Source organism: Iodobacter fluviatilis, from assembly GCF_900451195.1.
GTDB classification, from domain to species: Bacteria; Pseudomonadota; Gammaproteobacteria; order Burkholderiales; family Chitinibacteraceae; genus Iodobacter; species Iodobacter fluviatilis.
Genome location: NZ_UGHR01000001.1, coordinates 1,457,409 through 1,480,216 on the forward strand (window position 1 = coordinate 1,457,409; position 22,808 = coordinate 1,480,216).

Here is a 22,808-nt window from a genome sequence, read left to right on the forward strand (position 1 = left end):
TGTTTGTTAGCTGGCGCGTTGTAGTGGCAGTTTGTGTTGATATTTTTATCCTGTTTTTCAGCTTTTTGTTTACGCCGTTTATTAATACGCTTTTAATTTCTTAGTCCTGTTTTCGTGGCCCCTTTATTTAGTTTTGTGGTTTATTTCAAAAAAGGGGGTTTTATCTTTTTACAGCAGCAATACGCCTAACATAGCATTCAAGCAGACTGGCCGGAGCGTGTGGTTTTTCTATATCTAATTGCAGCGTAGGCCCGCTGCTGTGTTTAACGTTGGCTTAATTCATCGTGCAGGAGAAGAAATGCAAATAAGGTATTTTCATGTTGATTCTTTTACTAATGAGATATTTCACGGTAATCCAGCGGGCGTTTGTATTTTGCCAAAATGGCTGCCAGATAAGATCATGTGCCAAATTGCTAGGGAAAATGCGCTGCCAGAAACTGCATTTGTCGTAAAAGAGAATGAAACCTATCATATTAAATGGTTTACGCCAGATATAGAAATGGATCTCTGCGGTCACGCAACACTTGCGGCAGCATTTGTTGTAAACAAATTTATTGATTCTATCAATACCATTATTTTTCAATCAATCAGTGGTGAATTGAAAGCAGTCATCGATAATGACTTGATTTCATTGTCTTTCCCGAAAAGAACCCCAATCGCTGCATCAGCACCAGACATCTTGCTAAAGTCCGTTAATATAAAACCAGCAGAGATATACAAATCACGTGATTATATCTTTATTTATGATAGTGAAAAACAAATAAGGGATATAAAGGTTGATTTAGACGTATTCAATCAAATTAATCTTGATCCAGGTGGTTTATGTGTGACAGCAAAGGGTGATAACTCAGACTTTGTATCAAGATACTTTACGCCACAATCAACAATTCTTGAAGACCCAGTGACTGGATCCTCGCACTGTTCATTAATTCCGCTTTGGAGCAATAAAATGGGTAAGAATGAATTAATTGCGATGCAGCTATCAGAGCGTGGTGGAAAATTGATATGCAAGAAAGAAGCGGATCATGTGGTTATTGCAGGAAATGCCGTGATATATAAGGAGGGAGTAATAAATTTAAGCTGACATATAAATCAAGCTGATTATTTCGTGTCGAAATTACAGCTTATCTAAGCGTTAGGCTTTTCATAATCTGTAAAATTTGTGGCCGTAAATTAAATGCCAATAATGATCCACTCTCTATTGATTGCGGCAATGATTGCTGAAACCATAGGGTCAGGTCTTACATTTGACATAAAGCAATTATATTGAGCCAGTCTTGCAAACTATGGTAAATTTTATTTCATGCTAAATGTAAGACCTGATCCCATTGCTCTTCGTCAAGGGGACATCCACCTGCGGCCGCCCCTTGCGTTGAACGTAAGATTTTACAAGTCTAGGATTACTTATGCCCCACATTGCGCAAAACACGGCATTACCGAAAGTCAAGATTGCGACCCGTCTTGCCATGGCGAATCGAGACTTGCTAGAAGCCGCTGGTTTTCTGGACGCACTTGAAAAATTGCCAGTCAGTCTTGGAGATAAAGCAGCTGATGCAGCTTTACGGCAATCCCTGCTTTCTTCTGCTGTTGTCTCGTATTGCAGGCCATTCGGCGCCAACAATGGCGCCGGCATCGCAACAAATCAGATAAGTATTGACTTATTCCCTAGCGTTGACAAAACATTGCACACAAAGCTGATGAGCTTAAGAAACAAGGCTATTGCTCACTCGGATGCCGACATTGTTCCCGTTCAACTCTTGGACCACGACAAAATCGGATGGCTGCTTGTCGCAGAACTTCCATTTGAGTTGGCGAAAGAAGTGTCTGCGACTCGACTCAATTCGCATATATCAACCATACTTGGTCAGCTTCAGGAGAAGCTGCATGTTCTTTCAGATGAACTCAGGAAAGTCCCTGGAGCATTAGGCCAGAAAGTGGCAATTACGTTTGGGGATCTGGGGAACGACGAGACGGGCCAGAAAGAGTGAAATCTACCCCGCTATTCTGGCGAACCACCTGCGCCGTCCGCTGAATTCCCACTTTAAGCATCAGAATCTCTCTCCATGCTGCCCAAACTATTTACTCTTCTGTTGGTGCTGATCTCTATGACGACTCAAGCTGGGAATTTTTTCCCACCTGACTACAAAGTATTTCCATTCAAAGAGGGTGATCTCCTTGTAAGTCGGAGAGGTGATGGCAAATTTGCCGTCAACAAAATTCTCAAGATTGATCGCATCTCCCTCAATAGGGGAGCGTTCATCAATATTCAAGGTCGCCCGTTCGTGGCAAGCGAAGATGATTACTTATTGGTCGTTAGTGCCTCATACGGCGACAACGAATTCAAGACCTTCGAAGAAGCAAGTGCGGCGGCGAAAACGGGAAAGTGGACTGTCAAAGTGGCACATACACCCAATCGTGCTCCCGGTGCGGCTACTGGGCAAACATGGGTTGGATACGCTCCCGTGACTGCGGAAGAATTGACCGGTTATAAAATCTGGCGACAGGCTTTCGATAATGGAGACGCGGGAGTCTTCTAAGACCCCCTACAGTTTGTAGCGAGATATTGCTTGAAGCTGCTGTGCCGTATCCTTTAAAGTGGTCCTTTGCTGCTTTTCTGGCTACTTTCTTTGGTTTTTTCTATGTCTACACCGAATACTTCGCGCGGGGTTTTGTTTACTGTGCTGGCCTTTGTGATTTGGGGCCTGTTTCCGCTTTACTGGAAGTCTTTGCACGGGATTGATGCGCTGCAGATTATTTCGCACCGGATTGTTTGGTCGGCGGTGTTTGTGGCGGTGATTTTATTGTTGCAAAAAAACTGGGCTTGGCTGATTCCGGCCGTGAAAAACCCACGGGTGCTGGGCGTATTTGCGCTGTCTTCCTTGTTGCTATCGCTCAATTGGCTGCTCTATATCTGGGCGGTGAATGAAAATCGCGTGGTGGATGCCAGCTTGGGATATTTTATTAATCCGCTGATTAATGTGTTGCTGGGGCGTTTGTTTTTGGGCGAGCAGCTGAGCCGCTCGCAAAGCTTTGCCGTTGGGCTGGCGGCCTTGGGCGTGCTGTGGATTACCATTGCGGCAGGCACATTGCCGTGGATTGCACTGTGCCTTGGGCTGAGTTTTGGGGTGTATGGCTTGTTGCGTAAAAGAGCCAGCTTGCCGTCTTTAGAGGGCTTAGCCTTAGAGACGTTTTTGATGGCCCCACTGGCGATTGCGGCTTTGCTTTGGTTTCAGTTTCAAGGGCAGGGCGCTTTGGGTAATATCAGCTGGAGTATCGATGCTTTACTGATGGGGGCAGGCGTGGTGACGGCCTTACCGCTGTTGATGTTTGCTTCGGGGGCCAGAACGCTAAAGCTGGCTACCGTGGGTGTTATCCAGTATATCGGCCCAAGTCTGCAATTATTGCTAGGGGTGTGGCTGTATCAAGAGCCGTTTGGTACGGATCGGATGATTGGTTTTTCTTTGATCTGGACCGCGCTGTTTATTTATTCTGCAGCAGGTTTGATGAGCTACTGGAAGGCCAGCCGCTTGGCGGATGAAGCGGTGTGATATGGCGTTATTGTTAGGGCGGTAAGCTGCGAGCCATGTTGAAAAACACACGGCTTGCACCTGCCCTAGCATGGACTTAGCGTACATCAGTATCTACACAACTTTAGGCCGTGTTTTAGCTGCTGCTTCTCTCTTTGTTAAAGGGGATTTTGCTTCCCCCTTTGTAAAAGGGGGATTTGCCTTTGGTTTTTTGCTTATTTAAGCTCATCGTCAACTGCAAATCCCCCCTGGCCCCCCTTTTTCAAAGGGGGGGAATTAAGCAAAATCGCTTAAGTGAACGGCATTTGCCCCTAACTCCCCTTTTTAAAGGGGTGAAGTACATCAAACGTATGTAGATATGATGCTTAGCGTTGGCATGTTTTTGTGCCCACTCTAGCGGCCCTACTTCATCAACAGTTTCCTTACCGGTGTTGGTAGTCCCAATTCCAGTGCTTCCGCCTTGCTAAACCAGCCTAGATGGTCTTCGTGGGTGAGGGCGGTTTGGTTGATCACACTGCCAGGGAGAGGGGTAATGGTGAGGCGGAAATGGGTGAAAACGTGGACGAAATCCTCTCCTGCACTATCAAACTCTACATTTAAGCCAAAGCGTTGCTGGCAGGCATTGCTGGCGTCCAGCGTGGAGCTTGCTTCCGGCAGGCTCCACAGCCCGCCCCAAATGCCGCTAGGCGGGCGGCGCTCTAGCAGGATCTTGCCGCCGCGCTCTACCATCATCAGCACAGTTTGCCGCTCTGGGCTGACTTTTTTTGGCTTGGGCGTGGGCAGCTCGGCCTGGCGGCCCTGCTGGCGGGCAATGCAATCGGCCTGCACCGGGCAAGCCATACAGGCTGGTTTTTTGGGCGTGCAAATAGTGGCACCCAAATCCATCAGGCTTTGGGTGTAGCGCTCGATACCGGTATTGGGCAGCAGATTTGTCGCCAGCTGCCACAGCTCTCTTTCAACCACCTTGGTGCCCGGATAGCCGCTGATGCCTGCCCAGCGGGCCAGTACGCGTTTTACATTGCCATCCAAAATGGCGGCTTGCGCGCCAAAGCTGAATGCGGCAATCGCTGCTGCCGTGGATGGCCCCACACCAGGTAGCTCGGCCAGTAGGGCGGGAGTACGTGGAAACTGGCCTTCAAAGCGCTCCATGACCATTTGCGCGGCTTTATGCAGATTGCGTGCACGGCTGTAGTAGCCAAGGCCGCTCCACCGCGCCAGCACATCGTCTGAGCTGGCTGCTGCCAGGCTGGCAACATCGGGGAAGCGTTCTAAAAACTGCTGGTAATAGGGGATGACGGTGGCAACCTGCGTTTGCTGTAGCATAATTTCGCTCAGCCATACGCGGTAAGGATCAGACACCTGCCAAGGCAGGTTGTGGCGGCCGTGCACGGCCTGCCAGGCGATTAAACGCTGGGAAAAATCGCTCATTTATGGGGTTTTTCTGCTTTTTTAGTGGGTGATTTTTTAGCAGCGGCTTTTTTATCAGCAGCCGCTTTTTGTTCGGCGGCTTTTTTTGCCGCTGCCGCTTTTTGTGTCAGCGCTTTGCGTTTGGCCGCGGCCTCTGCTGCCTGGGCTTCAGATTCAGCTTTTTGCTTGAGCAGAATTTGTTCTTTCAGGCTGGCGTAATCAATATGATATTCAGGCGCATTTAAGGCACCAGACACCGTAATGGGTAGGCTCAGGCCAGACAATCCTTTCAGTTCGGGGACTTTGGGATTGGCGCTGGCATTCATATTGTAGTTAATGGCATTGTTGTTTAAATCCAGCGTGCCACCACCAGTAAGTTTGAGAATGCCCGCTGTAACGGCCAGATCGTTATTGCTGGCTATGCCATGCTTAAGCGTTAATGTAGAGCGCAATTCGCTGAAGGATGTTTTAGCATCCAGATTCAGAGAGGGGCTGGCTTCGCCGTTCATTAAACTGATCTGGTGGCTGGCTGTACGCAGCAGTGCTTCTAGGTTAATCCCACGTAACGTGCCCTGATTAAGTAACAGCCGCACATTTCCGCCTGCAGTCCGGCGTAAATCGCTGAGCTGATTACCCACGGCTGCCACGTCTAAATCCATATGGCCACGGCCTTCAAAGCGGCTGGTGTCAATAACATCGGCAAGCAGCGTGTTGATATTCATATTCGCAAGTTTTTGCTGCACTCGGAAAGAGGCGTTCTTTCTGCTGGCATCCACTTCCAAGCTGCCAGTCAGCTGGCCTTCGTAGAGCGTTGCAGCTAAAGGATCTAAATTGAGCTTGCGGTTTTTTGCGGCAAATTCCAGCGATATATCGTTGATATGCAGTTTTTGCATCGCCAGCTCGCCAATTTTAAGCTTGCCGCTGGCATCCAGATTATTGAGCCACCAAAAATCAAAAGGCTTATCCGGATTTACTGTTTTTGCGCCCGCCGCAACAACGGGCAAATAAGGCGATAAATCGAGCTTATTTAGATCAAGATCCACCGCGTAATGGGGGCGTACAAAATCTGTTACTTCGATCTGCGCTTTTACGGGTGATTTATCCAGCTGGCCCTGGCTGTTCAGGCTGAGTGATTCAGCTTGTAAATTAAGCGTGCCTGCCCCGGTTAAATCCAACCCAATCGCACCGCGCGGTAAATTGCGGTTGGTATAGCTGCCACTCAGACGATAGGCAGGCAGCCTTGCGATACTGCCATTGAGTAATTCCAGCGGGCTGGCAAATGAAAGTGCTAAGTTTTGCTCTGGGCTGTGCAGTTTTACTTCAAAACTGGCGGTTTCGGTACGCAGCAAGCCTTGTTTCATCCCTGCAAGCGTGGGAATGGTTGCTTTAGCACTTAGCTGGCCGCTGGGGCTTTGCATATCTACATTTAATTTTAAGCGGTTCAGGTTTACGGCTTCTTTGGAGAGCAGAATCTCTGGCACATCTAGCTCGCCTTTCCAGTGCTGCCCGGCGCGCTGGCCGGATATATTTAGCTTTAGCTCACCGCCTTTAAAGCGCAGCGGTTGCCAGCCATAGACCAGATTACCTACGGTGCTTACTTTTACATCTTGTAAGCGCAACTCGGGCGAGCTGCCGCCTTTTTGCTCCAGCTCCAGCAATAAATCAGCAACAAGTAAGCGGTTGTCGGCCTCGTGATAGCGCATGGCAGCGCTTGCACTGAGTGCACCCTGCCATTGCACCGGCCTATCGCCATCTCCAATCAGCAGCATGCCATCCAGATCCAGATGCCCGGCTTTAGAATCGGATAAGTTTTTCATGGTGAGATTTAGCCGCGACAGGCGCAGGCTCTCGCCTAAAAACTCGTCAGAAAGTTTGAATGAAGCCTCGGTAAAATGAACCGTATCAAGCGAAAAGCTCAGCTCTTTAGTCTGGGATTTAGGCGTCAGTAAATCTTCAAAGTTATAAGTGCCATCTTCGCGGCGGATCACATTGAGCGCAGGCTTTTCAAAATCAAGCGCTTTGATTTTTCCTTTCCCAATCAGTAAGGGCCAAAGGCTGAGCTCGACCCGCACCCGATCGGCATGAGAAAAAATAGTTGTTTCACCAGGCTCGGTCAGCGTGACATTATCTAAAAGCAATGCGGGTTGCGGGAGCAAGACAAAACGAGCATCCCCACGTATGGTGAGTTGCCGTTTGGTGTCTTTTTCCAGCATGCTGGAAAGCTCGCTTTTGATCAGATCAAAAGAAATAAAATAGGGCAACGTGCCAAGCAGCGCCACAAGCATGACGAGCAAAAGCAGGCAAATTCGGAAGGGGCGAGAATGTCGCCAATCTATAGTAGGACGATGCATGCGGGGATTATCCCGAAGACATGGATTAATTTCAAAGTTAAGATTGCTAAAAATTTTCACACAGGGGAAAAAAACATGGCTCAAGCCACTGAAATCAAGGTTCGCGGCTATCATTTAGATTTATACGGTCATGTGAATAACGCGCGATATTTAGAGTTTTTAGAAGAAGCACGCTGGGCTTTAGTGGATGAAAGTGGCGGTCTGGAGTGGTTTACTCAGGAAAAGCTGGCTTTAGTGATTAGCAGAATTGATATTCGCTATAAGCGCCCAGCCACTATGGGCGATGTGCTCAGAATTGAAACCCGGATGGTGCATTTAAGCGATAAAGAAGGAATTATTCATCAGCGGATTGTGCGGGCAGATAATGAAAAATTAGTCGCCGAAGCCGATGTGACTATTGCCGTTATTCATGCCAATACTCCGGGAGCTATGCCATTAGATGGCGAATTAGGCCGCCGTTTGCAAGAGATGATGAATGTATAAAAGCCTGAAAAGATATTTATTGCTACTGGTTTTTTTGCTCGCTGGTTGCGCTGGCCTGTATGGCAATTTTGAAAAACCCAGTGTCAGTCTTGCCGGCTTGAGCGTGGCGGAAGTGGGCTTGCTGGAGCAGCGTTTTGTGCTGAGTTTGCGTCTTACTAATCCTAATGATGTATCGCTGGACATTAAAGGGGTGCAGCTTAGCCTAGATGTAAACGGCCAGCACTTTGCCGAAGGTGTTTCCAGTGAGGCGGTGACTTTGCCTAAGCTGGGATCAGTTTTGCTTAAGCTCAATGTCACTACTTCTTTGAGCACATTTATTCAGCAATTTAATGGCTTGCAAGCAAGTGGCAAGCCAATCGCCTATCGTATTAAGGGTAAACTGTTTCTGCCATTACGCCCCGATGGTGTAAGCTTTGAACGTCAGGGAGAAGTAAACTTACCTTAATCTGGAAATATACGATGAGTGATCACGCTGCAGCATCTGCCGGCTCCCATAGTGGGGATGATATTCACGGCTCACCCAGCCCTTCGTTTATGCAAAAAAACCGCTTGAAGCTGATTATTGCGGGTGGTTTTTTTGGTTTTCTGTTTGTGCTGATTGTGGGTATTGCGATTGGGATGACTAAACGTAATTTTGAAAAAACCCAATATATTGAGCAAATTGCACGCTTAAAAGTGTCTTTTGAAGAAACCATCGAGACGCGCAAAGAGCTTGAAGAAAAAATATCCGAGCTGAAAAAAGAAGTAAAAGAGAAAAAAATTGAAGTAGAAGAGCTTGAAGTGAAGGTTGAAGATTTAGAGCGGCGTAGCGGGGCAAAAGCAGGCGGCAGCGAGCATGCAGCGCCAGCCGCCCATGGCGAAGCTCCTAAGGAAGGCGCGGATATTAAGCCCGCTGGTGGAGGCTATGTAAAATTTGGCGGCGGTGATTGCGTCTTGCCTGCTGGCGGCGGGAAAGGCAATGCGGCATGGAAAGAATGTATCAAGCAAAACAGTAATGCCAAGCCTGAAGGCCCTAAGGCAGAGGCTGCTCCTGCCAAAGAGCCAGCCGGGCATTAAGCCTGAGCGTAGAGTGTAAGCACTGTTTCTAAGCCGGGAGGCGTTGCGCCATGCTGCATGCATGCAGCAGCGCCACTTGCAATGGCAAAGCGCAGATGTTCATGCGTGCCGTGCCGGGGCCAGGTGATCATGCTGTAAATCAGGCCGCCTATCGATGCATCTCCTGCCCCCACGCTGTCTGCCACGCTGATTTGTATGGCAGGTGCGATGGCACTGCCGTGAGGTGTGTGCAGCGATGCGCCTTCTGCGCCACGGGTATACAAAAAACAAGCTTCAGGATTCCAGCCGTGCAGCGTTTTAAATGCCAGCCCGATATCTCTGGTGCGAAATAAGCCTGCCAGATCTTCATCAGATACCTTAATAACATCCGCCAGCTTGCTCATGGTTTTGAAAGTATCGTCGTAGTGCTCGTTCATGATATTTCTGAAATTGGGGTCGTAGCTGATCTTTACTCCCTGCGCTTTCAGGCTTCTTGCCAGCGCCACTAATTTATCTGCCAGTGATGGGCGGGCCAGACTGATCCCGCCAAAATGCACCCAATGCGCAGCACCTTGCCAGCCAGAGGGTAGGGCTTGCGGGTCAAAATATAAGTCGGCGGAATCATCACCTACAAAAAAGTATTGCGGCGGATGGGCGGATGGCACCATGGCCAGCAGGGGGGATTTATCCAGCTGCTGTAAAAAACGTAAATCCAGCCCCGCAGTGTGCGATGCCTGATACAAATCATTGCCAAAGCAATCCTGGCTAATTGCCCCTGCAAATGCGCTGTGCAGTCCAAAGCTGGCCAATACCCTGGCCACATTCCAAGTCGAGCCGCCCACTTTACTGACCCAGTTTTCGCCATCAGTGCGGATCATATCGGTGAGCGCTTCACCGGCGGCTATAAAAACTGGGAAATTATTTGAGCTGGAGGGCATGTGCAGGCCTTTTAATCATTTGAAGTGTTTAAGTGGGGCAATGGCTAGGGTGTGTTGACGTTTCATTTACGCAGCCGTGAATGAAACGTCAACAGACCCTAGGTTGGATCATATTTAATATCTGAAGTAAATCGCTTAATTTAGATCTAGTTTTTCTCTGTGGTGCATGATTTTGGTTTTCTTAAGCCATCAAGGGCGGTGCGCAATAAATGCGCTTGCCCACCCTATAAAACCACCATTTTTCATGACATGAAGCCTTGTTTTTATCCTTGAAACTCGGTGTCCTCTGCGTTCGCCATGGTTCAAAATTTGGGTTTTGTTCTGTAATCCTGAGTCAGCCATCTAGTTTCAAAAATAAATCGCGATCAGGAGCGAAGTTGGCGTAGAGCGGCAGCAGTGCGCCGCCTAAGGCGCGAGCGTCTGATCCTATGGTCCCCGCTAAGACCTGCGGCGGCACGATGCCTTCCCAATTAAAATCTTGCATGGACGTGATTACGGCTTGAATTAGCGCTTCTTTAACTGCGCTGCAAAAGCAGCCGTCTAAAATCACGCCTTCTAGATCCAGTAAACAGCTGCTATTTAGCATGGCAAAAGCTATGGGCGGGGCGGTTTCGGCAATCCATGCCTGGGTATGAGGCCAATAGGTGGTGCTGGCGGCGCGCTCGTCGCTGGTGGCCCTGCCATCCAGCCCTGCAGCAATAAAGCGGCTTTCCAGTTTATAAAGCGAGGCCACATTGAGCAGCTGCGGGCTGTTTGCGTTGCCTGTTATTCCCAGCGCTAATGATCCTATGGCACCGGCATTGCCGTGTTTGCCAATATGCAAATGACTGTCGAGCACCAAGCCGCCGCCAATAAAAGTATCGACAAATACATAGATAAAATTACGCACATCGCGCCCACGTCCGGCGACTAGCTCGGCCACACAGGCGGCGGTGGTGTCCTTGATCGATTGCACCGGCAGGCCGGTGAGGGCGGCGATTTCTTCATTGAGCTGAAAACGCTCCCAGCGGGCAACGACGTTAGCATCCAGCCCCAGCAATTGCTGCCAGCCGCCGATATGCAGCGGCGCTGCAATGCCTATGCCCTGAATACGATCCCAAAATTGGGGGCTAAGTCTGGTTTTGATTTTGCCTAGGCAATCGGCAAGATGCGTCAGTATTTGCTCAGGATCGGCAAAGTTATAGCTTAGATTCCAGCGCTCTCTGACTGCACCCGTGAAATCGACCAGTAAGATATCTAAGCTGCGGCGGCCTACTTTTATGCCGATGGCAAAGGCACCATCAGGATTCAAAGCCAGCGGTACTGATGGCTGGCCTACTTTGCCCCGCTGCGGTGTTTCTTTGATTAGCAGCTCGTCTTCGAGTAGCCGCTTGGTGATCAGCGAGATCGATTGCGCCGTTAAGCGGGTAAGCCGGGCAATTTCCGCCCCTGGCAGACGGCCATTAAGGCGGATGGCTTGCAGCACAACCCGTTCGTTGTACTGGCGCATACCGCCTTGAGACGAGCCTCTGGGTTTTAGGCTACTGGCTGCGGATGCTTTATCCGGCGAGGGGCTCACAAATCACTCCTTTTTTGAGTATGAAGTTGCCGTAAGGCTGCAATTCGCCCGTTAGCACAATCGCGTAAGCTTGCTTTACGCGGTCATAGAATGCAAATCGCTCAATGGCCTCGCATTGGCTTTCATCTGCATGGCCGTCTGCTTGCAGCTCATCAATAATATGTTTTTGCAGTGCGCTGCACCATCCAGCCGGTTGATGGCTGACGTGCATATAGGCAATGGGCTGGCTGACATCTTGGTCTAAAGGCAGCAAACTCATTACCGCTTTAACCGTGCGGGCAATGCCAACGCCAGAGAGATAGATTAAAGGCTTGCCTGCAGCCAATGAGGCGGCCGTAAAGTTGGCATCGGCAATCACAATTTCATTGCCGTGGCCCATTTCAGCCAGCACCTTGAGTAATTCCGGCGTGAGGAGGGGGTCTATTCCTTTAAGCATCGTGTTCTCCATGGGTTTTTCTGGCTGGGGCTGGGCTACATAGGGCGGGTGGAACTCCATACGCGCTAACCAAATTGTTTTTTTATTAGCAAACAGCGAAAAAGCATAATAGCCACGCTCTTTGCATAGGGCTTTTTAAAGTCCCCTTGAAACACGCTGGAGCGAGGAACAAGCGGGGCGGGGTTTCGGCTAGGGAGCGAGGAACGAGCCAATCCCGCCTGCCGCCGACTCGATTGGACCGCAGCGCAGGGGCTTTCGTGTTTCGTGGGGTCGCCTTCTTTGGCTTCGTTTCTTGGCGAAGCAAGAAAGGAAGGCCCCGCGGTGGCTAACCGCACCAAAATTAAGGTGCCGAAGGCACTAAAAAGGTCTTTTTGACTTTGTTTAGGGCACATGAGCTGCAACCGGTCTTTTCTCTCGTTTTTCATCTCCACACTGACCTAATTCGCCAGCCACTCCGCCGGTATATCTTCGGGCTTCATGGCCCCCGTCATGACCGCTACGGCGTCGCTCATGGTGATGGCTTTGGGGTTGAGGATGGCGGCGCGGCGGCCTAAACGGGCGACGTGGATGCGGTCGGCTATTTCAAAAACATGGGGCATATTGTGGCTGATTAGCACCACCGGCAGGCCACGGTCGCGCACATTGCGGATCAGCTCCAGCACCATATTGCCTTCTTTTACACCCAGTGCTGCGGTGGGCTCGTCCATGATCACTACATGGCGGGCAAAGGCGGCGGCGCGGGCGACGGCAACGCCTTGGCGCTGGCCGCCAGATAGTGTTTCTACTGCTTGCGTCATTGAGCGGATGCCGATTTTTAGCGCCTGCATATAGGCAATGCTGTCGTTCAGCATGCGTTTTTTATCCAGAAAACCAAGACGGCCCAGAATGCCGGACCGACGGATTTCCCGGCCCATAAATAAGTTTTCGGCAATGGTCATGGCGGGGGCTACCGCTAAATCTTGGTAAACGGTTTCGATGCCAGCACGGCGCGCTTCGATCGGGCTTTTAAAGTATACGCTTTGGCCATCGAGCAAAATTTCGCCGCTATCTGGTGTGCTTGCTCCGGATAAAGCTTTGATTAAGGAAGATTTACCCGCGCCATTGTCGCCAATCACGGCCAGAATTTCCCCGGCACGCAGCTCAAAATCAGCACCATCCAAGGCGACGACTTGTCCATAGTGTTTGACTAAGCCTTTGGCTTCGATGACGAGACGGTGTACTGAGGGCTGGCTCATTAGCGGCCTCCTTTGCGGGACAGTTGATCGGTGGCCACAGCCAAAATAACCAAAATGCCTGTGATTAAAATTTGGTAAACCGACGATACGCCCATCAGCGTGAGGCCATTACGGAACACGCCGACGATCATTGCACCAACTAAGGAGCCAATAATCACGCCGCGCCCACCAAATAAGCTGGTGCCACCCAGTACAACAGCAGTAATTGCATCTAGGTTTTCTGTTTGCCCTGCATTCGGGTCGCCCACTCCGGTGCGTGCCACTGATAAGAGCGATGCCACGCCGTAGCACAGCCCGGCCAGCACATACACCATCAGGATAACGCGGTGGGTGGCGATGCCGGTAAGGCGGGTGGCTTCCGGATTATTGCCCACGGCATAAATATGGCGGCCCTGCGCGGTTTCCCTTAGCCAGATCCAGCTCAGCGCATAGCAGGCCAGCATCAGCACGGTGCCATAGGCGACCTGGGTTTGACCTATGCCAAAGGTGTTGCCAAAAAAGGTCATTGCGGCGGGCAAATCGGTAATGGTTTGCGAGCCTGAATAGAGCTGGGTAATGGCAAACGCAATATTCATCGTGCCTAGGGTCACAATAAAAGGGGGCAATTTAATCCGCGTGACCAGTAGGCCGTTGAGCAGGCCAAAGCCTGCAGTTACGGCAAGGCCAGCAGAAATGGCAACGATGGGATGCAAGCCATAATCATTGGCTACTTTGGTCATCACCACGCCGCCGAGTGCCATTACCATGCCGCAGGACAGATCAATACCGGCTGTTAAAATAATCAGTGTCTGGCCAATTGCAATCAGCCCCACCACCATAATCTGCTGCAAAATCAGCGAGAAATTCGCGCCAGTTAAAAATTGCTCGCTTTGAAATGAAAAAAAACCGCAGGCCAGCAGCAGGGCCAGAAATGGCCCCAAAGTACCGATAGACGGGATGTGATCTTTCCAGCTCTGCATAGATAACCTCTGTGTGTTTGAAGATGTTGCAGGTATGCCGATGGTTGTGGATCGGCACGCCTGCAGATGGCTATTTACTTATTGCCCCAGCACATATCCATACCCGCTTTACTGTCTTTACTGTCCACGCCTGCAACCGCTTTATTGGCGATCAGGGTGACACCGGTGTCGGTGTAGCCCGATGGTTTTTTGCCTGTTTTGGCATATTCAACGCCAGCGGCTACGCCCATTGCGGCCATTTTTAGCGGGTATTGCTGCGAGGTGGCGGCAAACTTGCCGCTTTTAAGGTCTTTAATCCCCTGACATCCGCCATCCACGGAAACAATCAGCACATTTTTTTCTTTACCGGCTTTTTTAAGTGCATTAAATGCACCTGCCGCTGCGGGCTCGTTAATGGTGTAGACCAGATTGATGTCCGGATTTTTTTGCAGGCAGTTTTCCATGGCGGTCTGGCCCTTGGCCTGATCGCCAAAGCTGTCGGCCATACACACTACATTGGCGGGTTTGGCTAATTCATTATTTTTTGCGTCAAAGGATTGCAGGCCAAAGCCTTGTAAAAATCCATTGTGGCGTTGCGCGCCAACAGGGTGGCCGGGGAATAAATCCAGCGTGGCAATTTTGGCCGGCTTGCCTGCAAAGGTGGCCTTTGCATATTCGCCGATCAGCACGCCCGCTTTAAAGTTATCGGTGGCAAACAGCGCATCGGTGGCATCTGCCGGATCGGTCGGGCTATCCAGCGCAATGATCAGCACACCTTTTTCTCGGGCTTTTTTAATCGTGGGCACAATCGCTTTGGAATCGCTCGGGGTGATCAGAATGGTTTTGGCCCCAGCCGCAATCATGTTTTCAATCGCAGTCACCTGGCCTGCGTTATCGCCATCGGCCTTGCCCGCAGCAGACAATAGCTTGGCGCCTTTGGCTTTGGCCTCGGCGGCAGCGCCTTCTTTCATTTTGACAAAGAAGGGGTTGGTCTCCGTTTTGGTAATCAGGCCAATGACGGGCTCGCTGGCAAAAACGGGGGCAGCGATAAAGGCAAGGGCGATACAGATACGGGTTTGCAGCATTTCTCTTCTCCAAAGAACAGGCAATCTGGCCTGATGGCTTACAACTTTCAAGGGGAGATTCTTAATAAATCACTCAGCTTGATTTAATCGATACTAGACTTGCTTTTTTAATAAATCAATAGGGTTTACTTATAGGAAATCCCTTATTAAACAGTTGTTTAATGTCTTTTTATTTGCGGGTAAGGCGCAGTGAAAGGCTTGTAACCTAAGCAGGTCAACAGGAAGGGGGGGCAAAAATGAGCGGGCATCGGGCTTGTTTTTTATATGCCCGGCCGACAGACGGTATATCTGATCATCCAGTTGATAAAACGTGTGGTATCCGTGTTTGAAGGCCAAAGGCAGAGATAAGCGGCATTGGTTGTTAATCGGGGCAAAAGATAAATCATCATTTGCTGATTGATTCGATCGAAAAGCAAACAGGCTGGCGGCTATAATGTATTGCTTATAGATAAGCAGATCAGATGGTTTAAGGTTTAGGTATGAAAATTTTATTATTGGCTTCCTTACTCGCTATGCCCGCTTTTGCCGCCAAGGTTTATCAGTGGCGCGATGCGGATGGCAGGGTGTTTTATTCGGATCAGCCTGCGCCCGGCCAGAACGCTAGGGAAAGAAATATCCGTGTACCAAGTAATACGGCAAGCCCGTCACAAGATCAGCCCGTGATGGTGCTGTATGTTTCGCCCGAATGCGGCCAGCCCTGCAGCGATGCGGTAGAGATGCTCGACAGCCGCAAAATTAATTACGAGTTAAAAAACCCCAGCCGTTCAGAGCCACAAATGATCGAGTTTATTAATTTGGTGGGCAGCCTTTCGGTGCGAACCCCGGTACTGGTGATGGGCAAAAAAGTGCTGAGCCCATGGGATAAGCTGATCTGGAGCGCAACGCTTAATAAGGCGGGCTATCCTGCGCAAGAAAAGAAAAACGCTTCGCAAGCAAAATGATTTTGGTCGCTCTCTGTATTGCACCCAGCTCGGCAGGTTTACGCGGCTGGCCCTATGATATTGCATGCCCGGCCCGATCTTTGGAAGCGCACAATCTGTGGGGCTTAAGCCCGGGATTGTTTCTAAGAGACTTCTGGGAACAGGTCAGCAGAAAGCAATAATTGATTATTCATCAAAGGCAAAGGAGAGCAATACCATGACAGGCACTGTTCATCTCCACCAGGTGCTGAAAGCACCGGCAGAGCGCATTTACCGGGCATTTATTACGCCAGCAGCCATGGCCAAATGGATTCCTCCTTATGGTTTTACCTGCACGGTTCACCATATGGAGCCGAGGGTGGGCGGGACATTTAAAATGTCGTTTACTAACTTTGCAACGCAACATAGCATGGCTTTTGGCGGCGAATACTTGGAATTGGTCACCAACGAGCGGCTGCGATACACCGATCAGTTTGATGATCCAAATTTACCTGGCGTGATGCAGGTTACTGTTGCACTTAAATCCGTTTCCTGTGGCACTGATTTAAGCGTTGTACAGGAAGGCATTCCGGATGTGATCCCCTTAGAAATGTGCTACCTCGGCTGGCAAGAGTCGCTCGCTCAGCTGGCAAGGCTGGTGGAAGCCGATAGTCCCCAGTAGCCCCGGCAGCTACCCAATACAAAATGTCTCGTGCCTGCTGAAATACGGGTGCTTATTCCGTGTTATCCCCTTGGATTTTCCCTGCGTTTAATAATTTCACTTTACGCTTGGCTGCGGTACAAGGGACTTGGGGCTGCTTGGGAAGTGGCTGTCTGTGGATTGCCATCTTCTTCAATTGCATTTTTATACGTCATGACTTTTCAGGATTGTTCATTCACATATTTCTTTGGGCGGAATATTGAGTCAGTACACTTTTCTATTGGCATGCATACCATTTGAGATGTACTAAAGTGATTTAATTGCTGATCAGAATTGATCAGGTTGTTGATTATCTGTGGGCTGGTTTTCTTTTTACAAACAGATAAAGCGATTGATCCGGCCCTTCAAAAAGAGAGAGCGAAATGGGTTTGCTGATGAATTACCGGGTGAGAACCCGTTTGTTGCTGCTCTGTGTTTTTGCCTTATGCGGCATGGTGTTTTTAAGTCTCGCCAATATGAAGGCGCTGCGGGACACCATGTTGCAAGACCGGATGGATAAAGTGAAAGGCCAGACCGAAACGGCTGCCGGGGTGATTGAGCGCTTTCATGCTTTAAGCCAGAAAGGTCAGATGAGCAGTGCCGATGCTCAGCAGGCGGCGATTAGCACTTTACGGGATGTGCGCTATTCCAAAACTGAATATTTCTTTATCTTTGATACAAATTACATTGTTCGCCTGCTACCAACCAAGATCGAGTTTGAGGGGCAGCAAAAGGGCGATTTAAAAGATGCCAATGGCAAGCTTATTTATGTAGAGCTGGCTAAGGCGGCGCAGCAGGGTGGGGGCTTTGTTGATTATTTCTTTCCAAAGAAAGGCTCGGATAAGGCTGAGCCAAAGATTTCTTATGCGGTTCTGATTCCCGATTGGAACTGGGTGGTGGGCACGGGGATTTATGTTGATGATGTGGATGCTGAGTTTAAAAAGAACTTGCTGTATGGCTTAGCAAAACTATTGCTGCTGGCGGTGCTGGTAGCGGTGGTGGCTTGGATGATTGCGCAAAGTATATTGCACCAGCTGGGTGGCGAGCCGCAGGAAGGGATTGCCGTGATGAGACGGGTGGCCGATGGCGATTTACAAATTAATGTAGCGTCAGCTCAGGAGGGCAGCATGCTGGCTTCTCTTGGGGAAATGGTCATTGGCTTAAATAGGGTGATGCGCAATGTGCGCACAGATGCTGATTTGCTGAATGAGAGGGCCGCGCAGATTGCGGGCTCCAGCAGAGAGATTTCGATTGCCGCTACCCGCCAGTCTGATGCCACAACCAATATGGCAGCGGCAATGGAAGAGCTTACCGTGAGTATTAATCATATTTCTGAGGGGTCGGGCGTGGCCGAGCAGGCATCGCGGCAAGCCACTGAGCTGGCTAAAAATGGTGTCACTCAAGTGGCGGAAGTAACCACCACCATGGAGCTGATCGCGGGTAATGTCAGTGAAGCTACCACACAGATCCGCCAGCTAGATGCGAAAGCACGTGAGATTTCTGGCGTGGCTTCTGAAATCAAAGATATTGCAGATCAAACCAATTTACTTGCGCTTAATGCTGCCATTGAAGCGGCCAGAGCGGGTGAACAGGGCCGTGGTTTTGCGGTGGTCGCCGATGAAGTCAGAAAACTGGCAGAGAGAACCTCGCTGGCTACCGTTAATATTGCTTCGATGCTAACCGCGATTCAGGGCGAGACCGTTAGCGTGGTAAATGCCATGAGCGCCGCTATTCCTCAGGTTGAGCGGGGCGTGCAATTGTCTCGGCATGTGGCCGAGTCTTTAAACAGTATTCATTCAGGTGCGGAATCCAGCCTTCACAGCCTGCAAGATATGGCTACGGCGATTCGCGAGCAAGGCCAAGCCAGCAATAGTATTGCTTCAAGGGTGGAAGATATATCGCAAATGGTGGAGGAAACCAGTACCTCTATTCAGCATGCTGCAGAGAATGCATCGCAAGTTGAGCAGATTGCCAATCAGCTAAATCAGGGCGTGAGCCATTTTAAAGTTTAGCGTGGCAGAAGCGAAAGACCTGCCATGCTGAGCAAAGGCAAAAAGTAATTCCAAAACCATGTATGGGTGCCTTGCATGGAATTTGCGCGATGCTTTGTTTTGGCTGGGCTTGAGCTGTCATTTTAATGGATGAAGTTTGTTTTAAGTCATGGCAGAGGCTTAAAAGTGAACACCTAGAAAATTTATATTGGATGACATACGCCTATGCCAATATAATCGCATCTTTCAGCTTACTTATCGGTTCATGACAGCACGACGTTATCAGCTCAGCATCTATTTTGCCTTTCTGGCGATCATGCTGCACGTCCTGATGCCCTTGCTGCATGCAACGATGCCGCAGTCTGCCCTGCGCAGTAGTGTATTTTGCGGCACGCTTACACCGATTGTGGAATATCAGCTCAGCCAGCTGCCTGGTAGTAAATCCGAATCTGTTTTAGCGAAAGCCGCACCTGCTTGTGTGCTCTGCGCCCATGCGGATCAAAGCCAAGCACCTGCTGTTGATGTGTTTGCACCCATGCTGGCGGTGGCGATGTTGCCGCATACTTTTGGCATGCCCGCGCCGCCTGTGCTGCGTTTGCACCGTAATTTCTCATCGCCTCCCCCCAGTCACGCCCCGCCTGTTTTCTCTTAACAGATCCTTGAATGCGTAGGTTTGTAGACTCAGAGCTAAACACAATGCCCTGCAAGGCTTCAGCTAAGTGCTGAGAGCGCTAAACCTTGGGCCACGGAGTTAAACGAGGACACAGAGCACACAGAGAAAACCACTTAATCTATCTTTGTGTAACTCTGTGCTCTTTGTGTTTTCTGTAGTTCAAGGTGTTGCGCGCTCTCAAGGCAAATTGAAGCATCTTATTTATCAGGAATAAAGCATGTGTGCTTTGCGAGCTTGCAGCTTGCTGTGTTTACAGAAATCAGTTGCCTAAACACTCACGCGTTTTCATGGATCTGTTCAGCCTTTGTCAGCACCCGGTATAGCCGGTGTGCTCCTTTATGCTGTTTGGAGAAAACCATGCGTTTATATGCAATTCTTGCTGCACTTATTTTGTCTGCCTGCAATTCCAGTAGTGATACTGAAACCACTCCCGTTCCCGTTGCGCCTTTGCCTGATCAGGCCGTTTCGGTGCAATTTGCGCTGAAAGCAGGCGCGCAGGCGGTGGAGTGTAATACCACACTGCCAGGTTTAGGTTTGGCGGCAACACCCGCTAAATTGCGCGATGCGCGGTTGTATGTGCACGATATCAAGCTGATTAATGCGCTGGGCAAGGAAGTGCCTTTGGCGCTGACGCAAAATAATAATCAATATTTGAATGTGGCCTTGCTGGATTTTGAAAATAAAACCGGTCAGTGTGCGGGTGGCTCTGCAGAGTTAAATCGCCAGGTCAGCGGCATCGCGCCCGGTGGCCAGTATATTGGTCTGAGCTTTAAAGTGGGCGTGCCCGATACGGCTAAAGATGCAGCGGGTAAAGACGTGGTGCTGAATCACTCTGACACCATGGCCGTGCCTGCGCCGTTGGATAATATGGCACTGGGCTGGAGCTGGCAGGCGGGCCGCCGCTTTGTACAGCTGGAGTTAAATCCTGATGTGCCCGCGGTGGGCGGCAAGGCAGTGAACTGGTATTTCCATTTAGGCGCCACCGGCTGCAAGGCCGATGCGGTGAATGCCAATAGCTTTAGCTGCAGCAATCCAAATCTTGTGCCGGTGCGCTTAAGCAGCTTTGATGTGGCTAAGCAGCAGGTGGTGCTGGATCTTGCGGCGCTCTTGCAAGGCGTGGATATCAGCAAGGATGCGGGCGGCTCTAATGGTTGCATGAGCGGGCCGACTGATCCTGAATGCGGGCAAATCTTCGCTAATCTGGATTTAAACCTGAATGAATCTGCGGCAGGTAAAAAAGACGCGGGCCTGCCTAAGGGCGATGGCAGTTTTTCTAAAGTCTTTAAGGCCGCTTTGAAATGATTAAACGCTGCCTTTTGGCAGCATTAGTGCTCGGCGGCTGCGTGCAGTCGGGCACTTCTACCTCAGATCCGGTGCGCACAAGTGCAAGCTGGAGCTGGGAGCTGCCGTTTTATTTTCCTGCCCCCAAAGTACCTGCCGACAATCCCATGAGTGAGGCCAAGTTTCAGCTGGGCCGCAGCTTATTCTATGACGCGCGGCTTTCAGGTAATGGCCAGCAAAGCTGCTCGTCCTGCCATGATCAGAGTAAGGCGTTTACGGATGGTAGGGCTGTTTCACTAGGTTCCACCGGTGAGAGCACGCCCAGAAACGCGCAAGGTTTGGCTAATGTAGCCTGGCATAGCACTTACACTTGGGCCAACCCTGCACTGGCGACGCTGGAGCGGCAAATGGAAGTGCCGCTGTTTGCCGAGCATCCGGTAGAAATGGGCATCACTGATCAAAACAAGGCCACCATTCTGGCGCGCTTTCAGAGCGACACGGCCCTGGTGCAGCGCTTTGCCGAAGTCTTCCCTGGCGAGCCGATTGGCTTTCCCCAGATTATTAAAGCGATTGCCACTTTTCAGCGCGGCTTGATTTCTGCTTCGTCTAAATATGATCAGTATTTGCAAGGCAAGGCCACGCTTACATCGGCCGAGCTGCGCGGTAAAGATTTATTTTTTGGCGAGCAGGCCGAGTGCTTTCATTGCCACGGCAGCTTTAATTTTAATGATCAGGTGAGGCATGCGGGCTCCAATACGGCTGAAACGCTGTTTCATAACACTGGGCTTTATAACATCGATGGCAAAGGTGGCTTTCCCGAGCCTAACCGCGGTTTATTCGAGCTGAGTGGTGTGCCTGCAGATATGGGCATGTTTCGTGCGCCCAGCTTACGCAATGTGCAGCTTACCGGCCCCTATATGCATGATGGCAGCATCGGCACGCTGGAAGAAGTGCTGGATTTCTATGCCGCAGGCGGGCGTGAAATCAAAACTGGCCCGAATGCTGGCGATGGCCGCCTTAACCCATTTAAAAGCGATTTGATTGTTCGTATTCAGCTTAACGAGCAAGACAAAGCCAATATCGTCGCCTTTTTAAAGACACTCACCGATGAAAAATTTATTAATGATCAGCGCTTCGCTGATCCTCGCCGCAGCAAATAGCGCGCTGGCCCATGATGGGCCGCATGATGATGAGGCCGCAGACTATACGCATATTAATCTGCTCACTCATATTCGCTACCTGAGTGCGGGTTCGGCATGGCCCGCTCCCTTGCCGGTATTGGGCGCAAGTAGTGAGGATAGGCGTGGTGCGTGGTATGGCGGCTCTGGCATTGAATGGCGTCAGCGCTGGACAGCAGAGATTGACACGCAGCTGATGGCCGCATACGACGAACACGAACAGGGCGTGGTGCTAGATCATGCGGTGATTCGTTACCAGACTGATGCGGTGCAGCTGGCCTTGGGCCGGCAGTCACCCGTGTTGGCCGAAGCCGGATTAAGCGCCTGGGCGCTGCCTGATTTATGGCTGTATACGGTATTGGGCGATGATCACTGGCACGAAGATGGTTTAGCCCTGCGTTATACCACCGGCAAGCTGATGGCGCATGCGGGCGTGTTCAATGGTCACGGCTATCCGGGGGCAGAAAGTGCAATGTGGACGGCGGGTCTTGCCTGGCAGGATGGCCCGTGGTCTGTGGCCGGCCATGCCGCGTATTTATCTGATGTAAATCGCTCCTTTGCCACAGATGCGCATAGTGGGCATAGTCACGCTGGGCAGGCTGTGGGCTGCGGTAAGTTAACAGATTGTCTGGCGGGAAAATCCACCCTGCTCCGAGCAAAAGCGGGCTGGCAGGGCGAGCAATACTGGCTGCAATCGGCATGGAGCTGGCAGCAGCAGGATGGCCAGCTGGATAGCACGCTGGGCCGCATTAGCTACCAGGGAGAGCTGAACAGCCTAGCACTGGAGGGCGGGGTTAAGCTTACCGACAGCATTAAACTGGCGCTGCGTCATGAATGGATGGGCATTGCCCATGAATTAGCTGGCGTGAATGCTGCGCAAATTGCCAGCAAAAACGGCATTGCCAATAGCGATGAGCAGCCATACCAGACCGGGCTGCGCCTAGCATGGCAAGCGCACCCCGCGCATTTGCTGGCGCTGGAGCTGCACCAAACCCGGCGCAGTGGTGAGTCGAATCATCTGGCGATGTTGCAATGGCAGATGAATCTGCGGGTGTATTGATGGTTGATAGATATTCTTGTAGGGCGGGTGGGG

General features: G+C 50.5%; 22 protein-coding genes. 14 read left to right on the plus strand and 8 right to left on the minus strand.

What is annotated here, in order from left to right:
• Positions 1-259 precede the first annotated feature (259 nt).
• The 4 genes from DYD62_RS06680 (at position 260) to rarD (ending at position 3,548) form a co-directional block, all read left to right on the plus strand.
• Complete coding sequence (locus tag DYD62_RS06680; protein WP_207916566.1) at positions 260-1,084, plus strand: PhzF family phenazine biosynthesis protein; 825 nt, start codon at positions 260-262, stop codon at positions 1,082-1,084.
• Positions 1,085-1,406: 322 nt separating this feature from the next.
• Positions 1,407-1,988, plus strand: coding sequence for a hypothetical protein (locus tag DYD62_RS06685; RefSeq protein ID WP_115226624.1), 582 nt, complete (start codon positions 1,407-1,409; stop codon positions 1,986-1,988).
• A gap of 75 nt (positions 1,989-2,063) precedes the next feature.
• Positions 2,064-2,537, plus strand: a complete 474-nt coding sequence (locus DYD62_RS06690; RefSeq protein WP_207916569.1) for a hypothetical protein — start codon at positions 2,064-2,066, stop codon at positions 2,535-2,537.
• A 102-nt stretch (positions 2,538-2,639) separates the two neighbouring features.
• Positions 2,640-3,548: an EamA family transporter RarD gene (gene rarD, locus DYD62_RS06695; RefSeq protein ID WP_115226625.1), complete on the plus strand. Its 909-nt coding sequence runs from the start codon at positions 2,640-2,642 to the stop codon at positions 3,546-3,548.
• A 381-nt stretch (positions 3,549-3,929) separates the two neighbouring features.
• On the opposite strand, the gene mutY is transcribed toward rarD, so the two are convergent.
• On the minus strand, positions 3,930-4,955 hold the full coding sequence (mutY, locus tag DYD62_RS06700; RefSeq protein ID WP_115226626.1) for an A/G-specific adenine glycosylase: 1,026 nt from the start codon (positions 4,953-4,955) through the stop codon (positions 3,930-3,932).
• On the minus strand, positions 4,952-7,285 hold the full coding sequence (locus tag DYD62_RS06705; RefSeq protein ID WP_165928679.1) for an AsmA family protein: 2,334 nt from the start codon (positions 7,283-7,285) through the stop codon (positions 4,952-4,954). The genes mutY and DYD62_RS06705 overlap by 4 nt, the downstream gene beginning before the upstream one ends.
• A gap of 75 nt (positions 7,286-7,360) precedes the next feature.
• Between DYD62_RS06705 and DYD62_RS06710 the strand changes: the two genes are divergently transcribed.
• Genes DYD62_RS06710 through DYD62_RS06720 form a run of 3 tightly spaced genes read left to right on the plus strand, consistent with a single transcriptional unit; the run spans position 7,361 to position 8,824 of the window.
• Positions 7,361-7,768 (plus strand): acyl-CoA thioesterase, encoded by a 408-nt coding sequence (locus DYD62_RS06710; protein ID WP_115228228.1) that lies wholly within the window; start codon positions 7,361-7,363, stop codon positions 7,766-7,768.
• Complete coding sequence (locus tag DYD62_RS06715; RefSeq protein ID WP_115226628.1) at positions 7,761-8,213, plus strand: LEA/WHy family protein; 453 nt, start codon at positions 7,761-7,763, stop codon at positions 8,211-8,213. Before DYD62_RS06710 ends, DYD62_RS06715 begins: the two co-directional genes overlap by 8 nt.
• A 14-nt stretch (positions 8,214-8,227) precedes the next feature.
• Positions 8,228-8,824, plus strand: coding sequence for a hypothetical protein (locus tag DYD62_RS06720; RefSeq protein WP_115226629.1), 597 nt, complete (start codon positions 8,228-8,230; stop codon positions 8,822-8,824).
• On the opposite strand, the gene DYD62_RS06725 is transcribed toward DYD62_RS06720, so the two are convergent.
• The 6 genes from DYD62_RS06725 to DYD62_RS06755 all read right to left on the minus strand — a co-directional run bounded on the left by DYD62_RS06725 (position 8,821) and on the right by DYD62_RS06755 (position 14,993).
• The gene (locus DYD62_RS06725; RefSeq protein WP_115226630.1) at positions 8,821-9,741 is read right to left on the minus strand and encodes a carbohydrate kinase family protein; all 921 of its coding nucleotides are present in this window, start codon (positions 9,739-9,741) and stop codon (positions 8,821-8,823) included. The two genes, DYD62_RS06720 and DYD62_RS06725, sit on opposite strands and share 4 nt — an antisense overlap.
• 334 nt (positions 9,742-10,075) lie before the next feature.
• Complete coding sequence (locus tag DYD62_RS06730; protein ID WP_207916571.1) at positions 10,076-11,299, minus strand: ROK family transcriptional regulator; 1,224 nt, start codon at positions 11,297-11,299, stop codon at positions 10,076-10,078.
• Positions 11,280-11,735 carry an RbsD/FucU family protein gene (locus DYD62_RS06735; protein ID WP_115226631.1) on the minus strand — a complete coding sequence of 152 codons (456 nt, stop codon included), beginning with the start codon at positions 11,733-11,735 and terminating at the stop codon, positions 11,280-11,282. Before DYD62_RS06735 ends, DYD62_RS06730 begins: the two co-directional genes overlap by 20 nt.
• A gap of 437 nt (positions 11,736-12,172) precedes the next feature.
• Complete coding sequence (locus DYD62_RS06745) at positions 12,173-12,970, minus strand: ATP-binding cassette domain-containing protein (protein WP_115226633.1); 798 nt, start codon at positions 12,968-12,970, stop codon at positions 12,173-12,175.
• Positions 12,970-13,929 (minus strand): ABC transporter permease, encoded by a 960-nt coding sequence (locus DYD62_RS06750; protein ID WP_115226634.1) that lies wholly within the window; start codon positions 13,927-13,929, stop codon positions 12,970-12,972. The genes DYD62_RS06745 and DYD62_RS06750 overlap by 1 nt, the downstream gene beginning before the upstream one ends.
• Before the next feature lie 74 nt (positions 13,930-14,003).
• A complete protein-coding gene (locus DYD62_RS06755) occupies positions 14,004-14,993 on the minus strand; it encodes a sugar ABC transporter substrate-binding protein (protein WP_115226635.1) in 990 nt (329 codons plus the stop codon).
• 479 nt (positions 14,994-15,472) lie between these two features.
• On the opposite strand from DYD62_RS06755, the gene DYD62_RS06760 reads away from it, so the two are divergent.
• From DYD62_RS06760 to DYD62_RS06790, 7 genes are all read left to right on the plus strand, one after another.
• A complete protein-coding gene (locus DYD62_RS06760; RefSeq protein ID WP_115226636.1) occupies positions 15,473-15,934 on the plus strand; it encodes a DUF4124 domain-containing protein in 462 nt (153 codons plus the stop codon).
• Between the two features lie 196 nt (positions 15,935-16,130).
• Positions 16,131-16,574 (plus strand): SRPBCC family protein, encoded by a 444-nt coding sequence (locus tag DYD62_RS06765; protein ID WP_115226637.1) that lies wholly within the window; start codon positions 16,131-16,133, stop codon positions 16,572-16,574.
• Between the two features lie 413 nt (positions 16,575-16,987).
• A complete protein-coding gene (locus DYD62_RS06770) occupies positions 16,988-18,604 on the plus strand; it encodes a methyl-accepting chemotaxis protein (RefSeq protein WP_207916574.1) in 1,617 nt (538 codons plus the stop codon).
• A gap of 244 nt (positions 18,605-18,848) precedes the next feature.
• Positions 18,849-19,235, plus strand: a complete 387-nt coding sequence (locus DYD62_RS06775) for a hypothetical protein (protein WP_115226639.1) — start codon at positions 18,849-18,851, stop codon at positions 19,233-19,235.
• Between the two features lie 378 nt (positions 19,236-19,613).
• Positions 19,614-20,558: an MbnP family copper-binding protein gene (locus DYD62_RS06780; protein ID WP_115226640.1), complete on the plus strand. Its 945-nt coding sequence runs from the start codon at positions 19,614-19,616 to the stop codon at positions 20,556-20,558.
• Positions 20,555-21,697, plus strand: coding sequence for a methanobactin export MATE transporter MbnM (locus DYD62_RS06785; protein ID WP_115226641.1), 1,143 nt, complete (start codon positions 20,555-20,557; stop codon positions 21,695-21,697). Before DYD62_RS06780 ends, DYD62_RS06785 begins: the two co-directional genes overlap by 4 nt.
• A complete protein-coding gene (locus DYD62_RS06790) occupies positions 21,645-22,775 on the plus strand; it encodes a hypothetical protein (RefSeq protein ID WP_115226642.1) in 1,131 nt (376 codons plus the stop codon). Before DYD62_RS06785 ends, DYD62_RS06790 begins: the two co-directional genes overlap by 53 nt.
• Positions 22,776-22,808 lie beyond the last annotated feature (33 nt).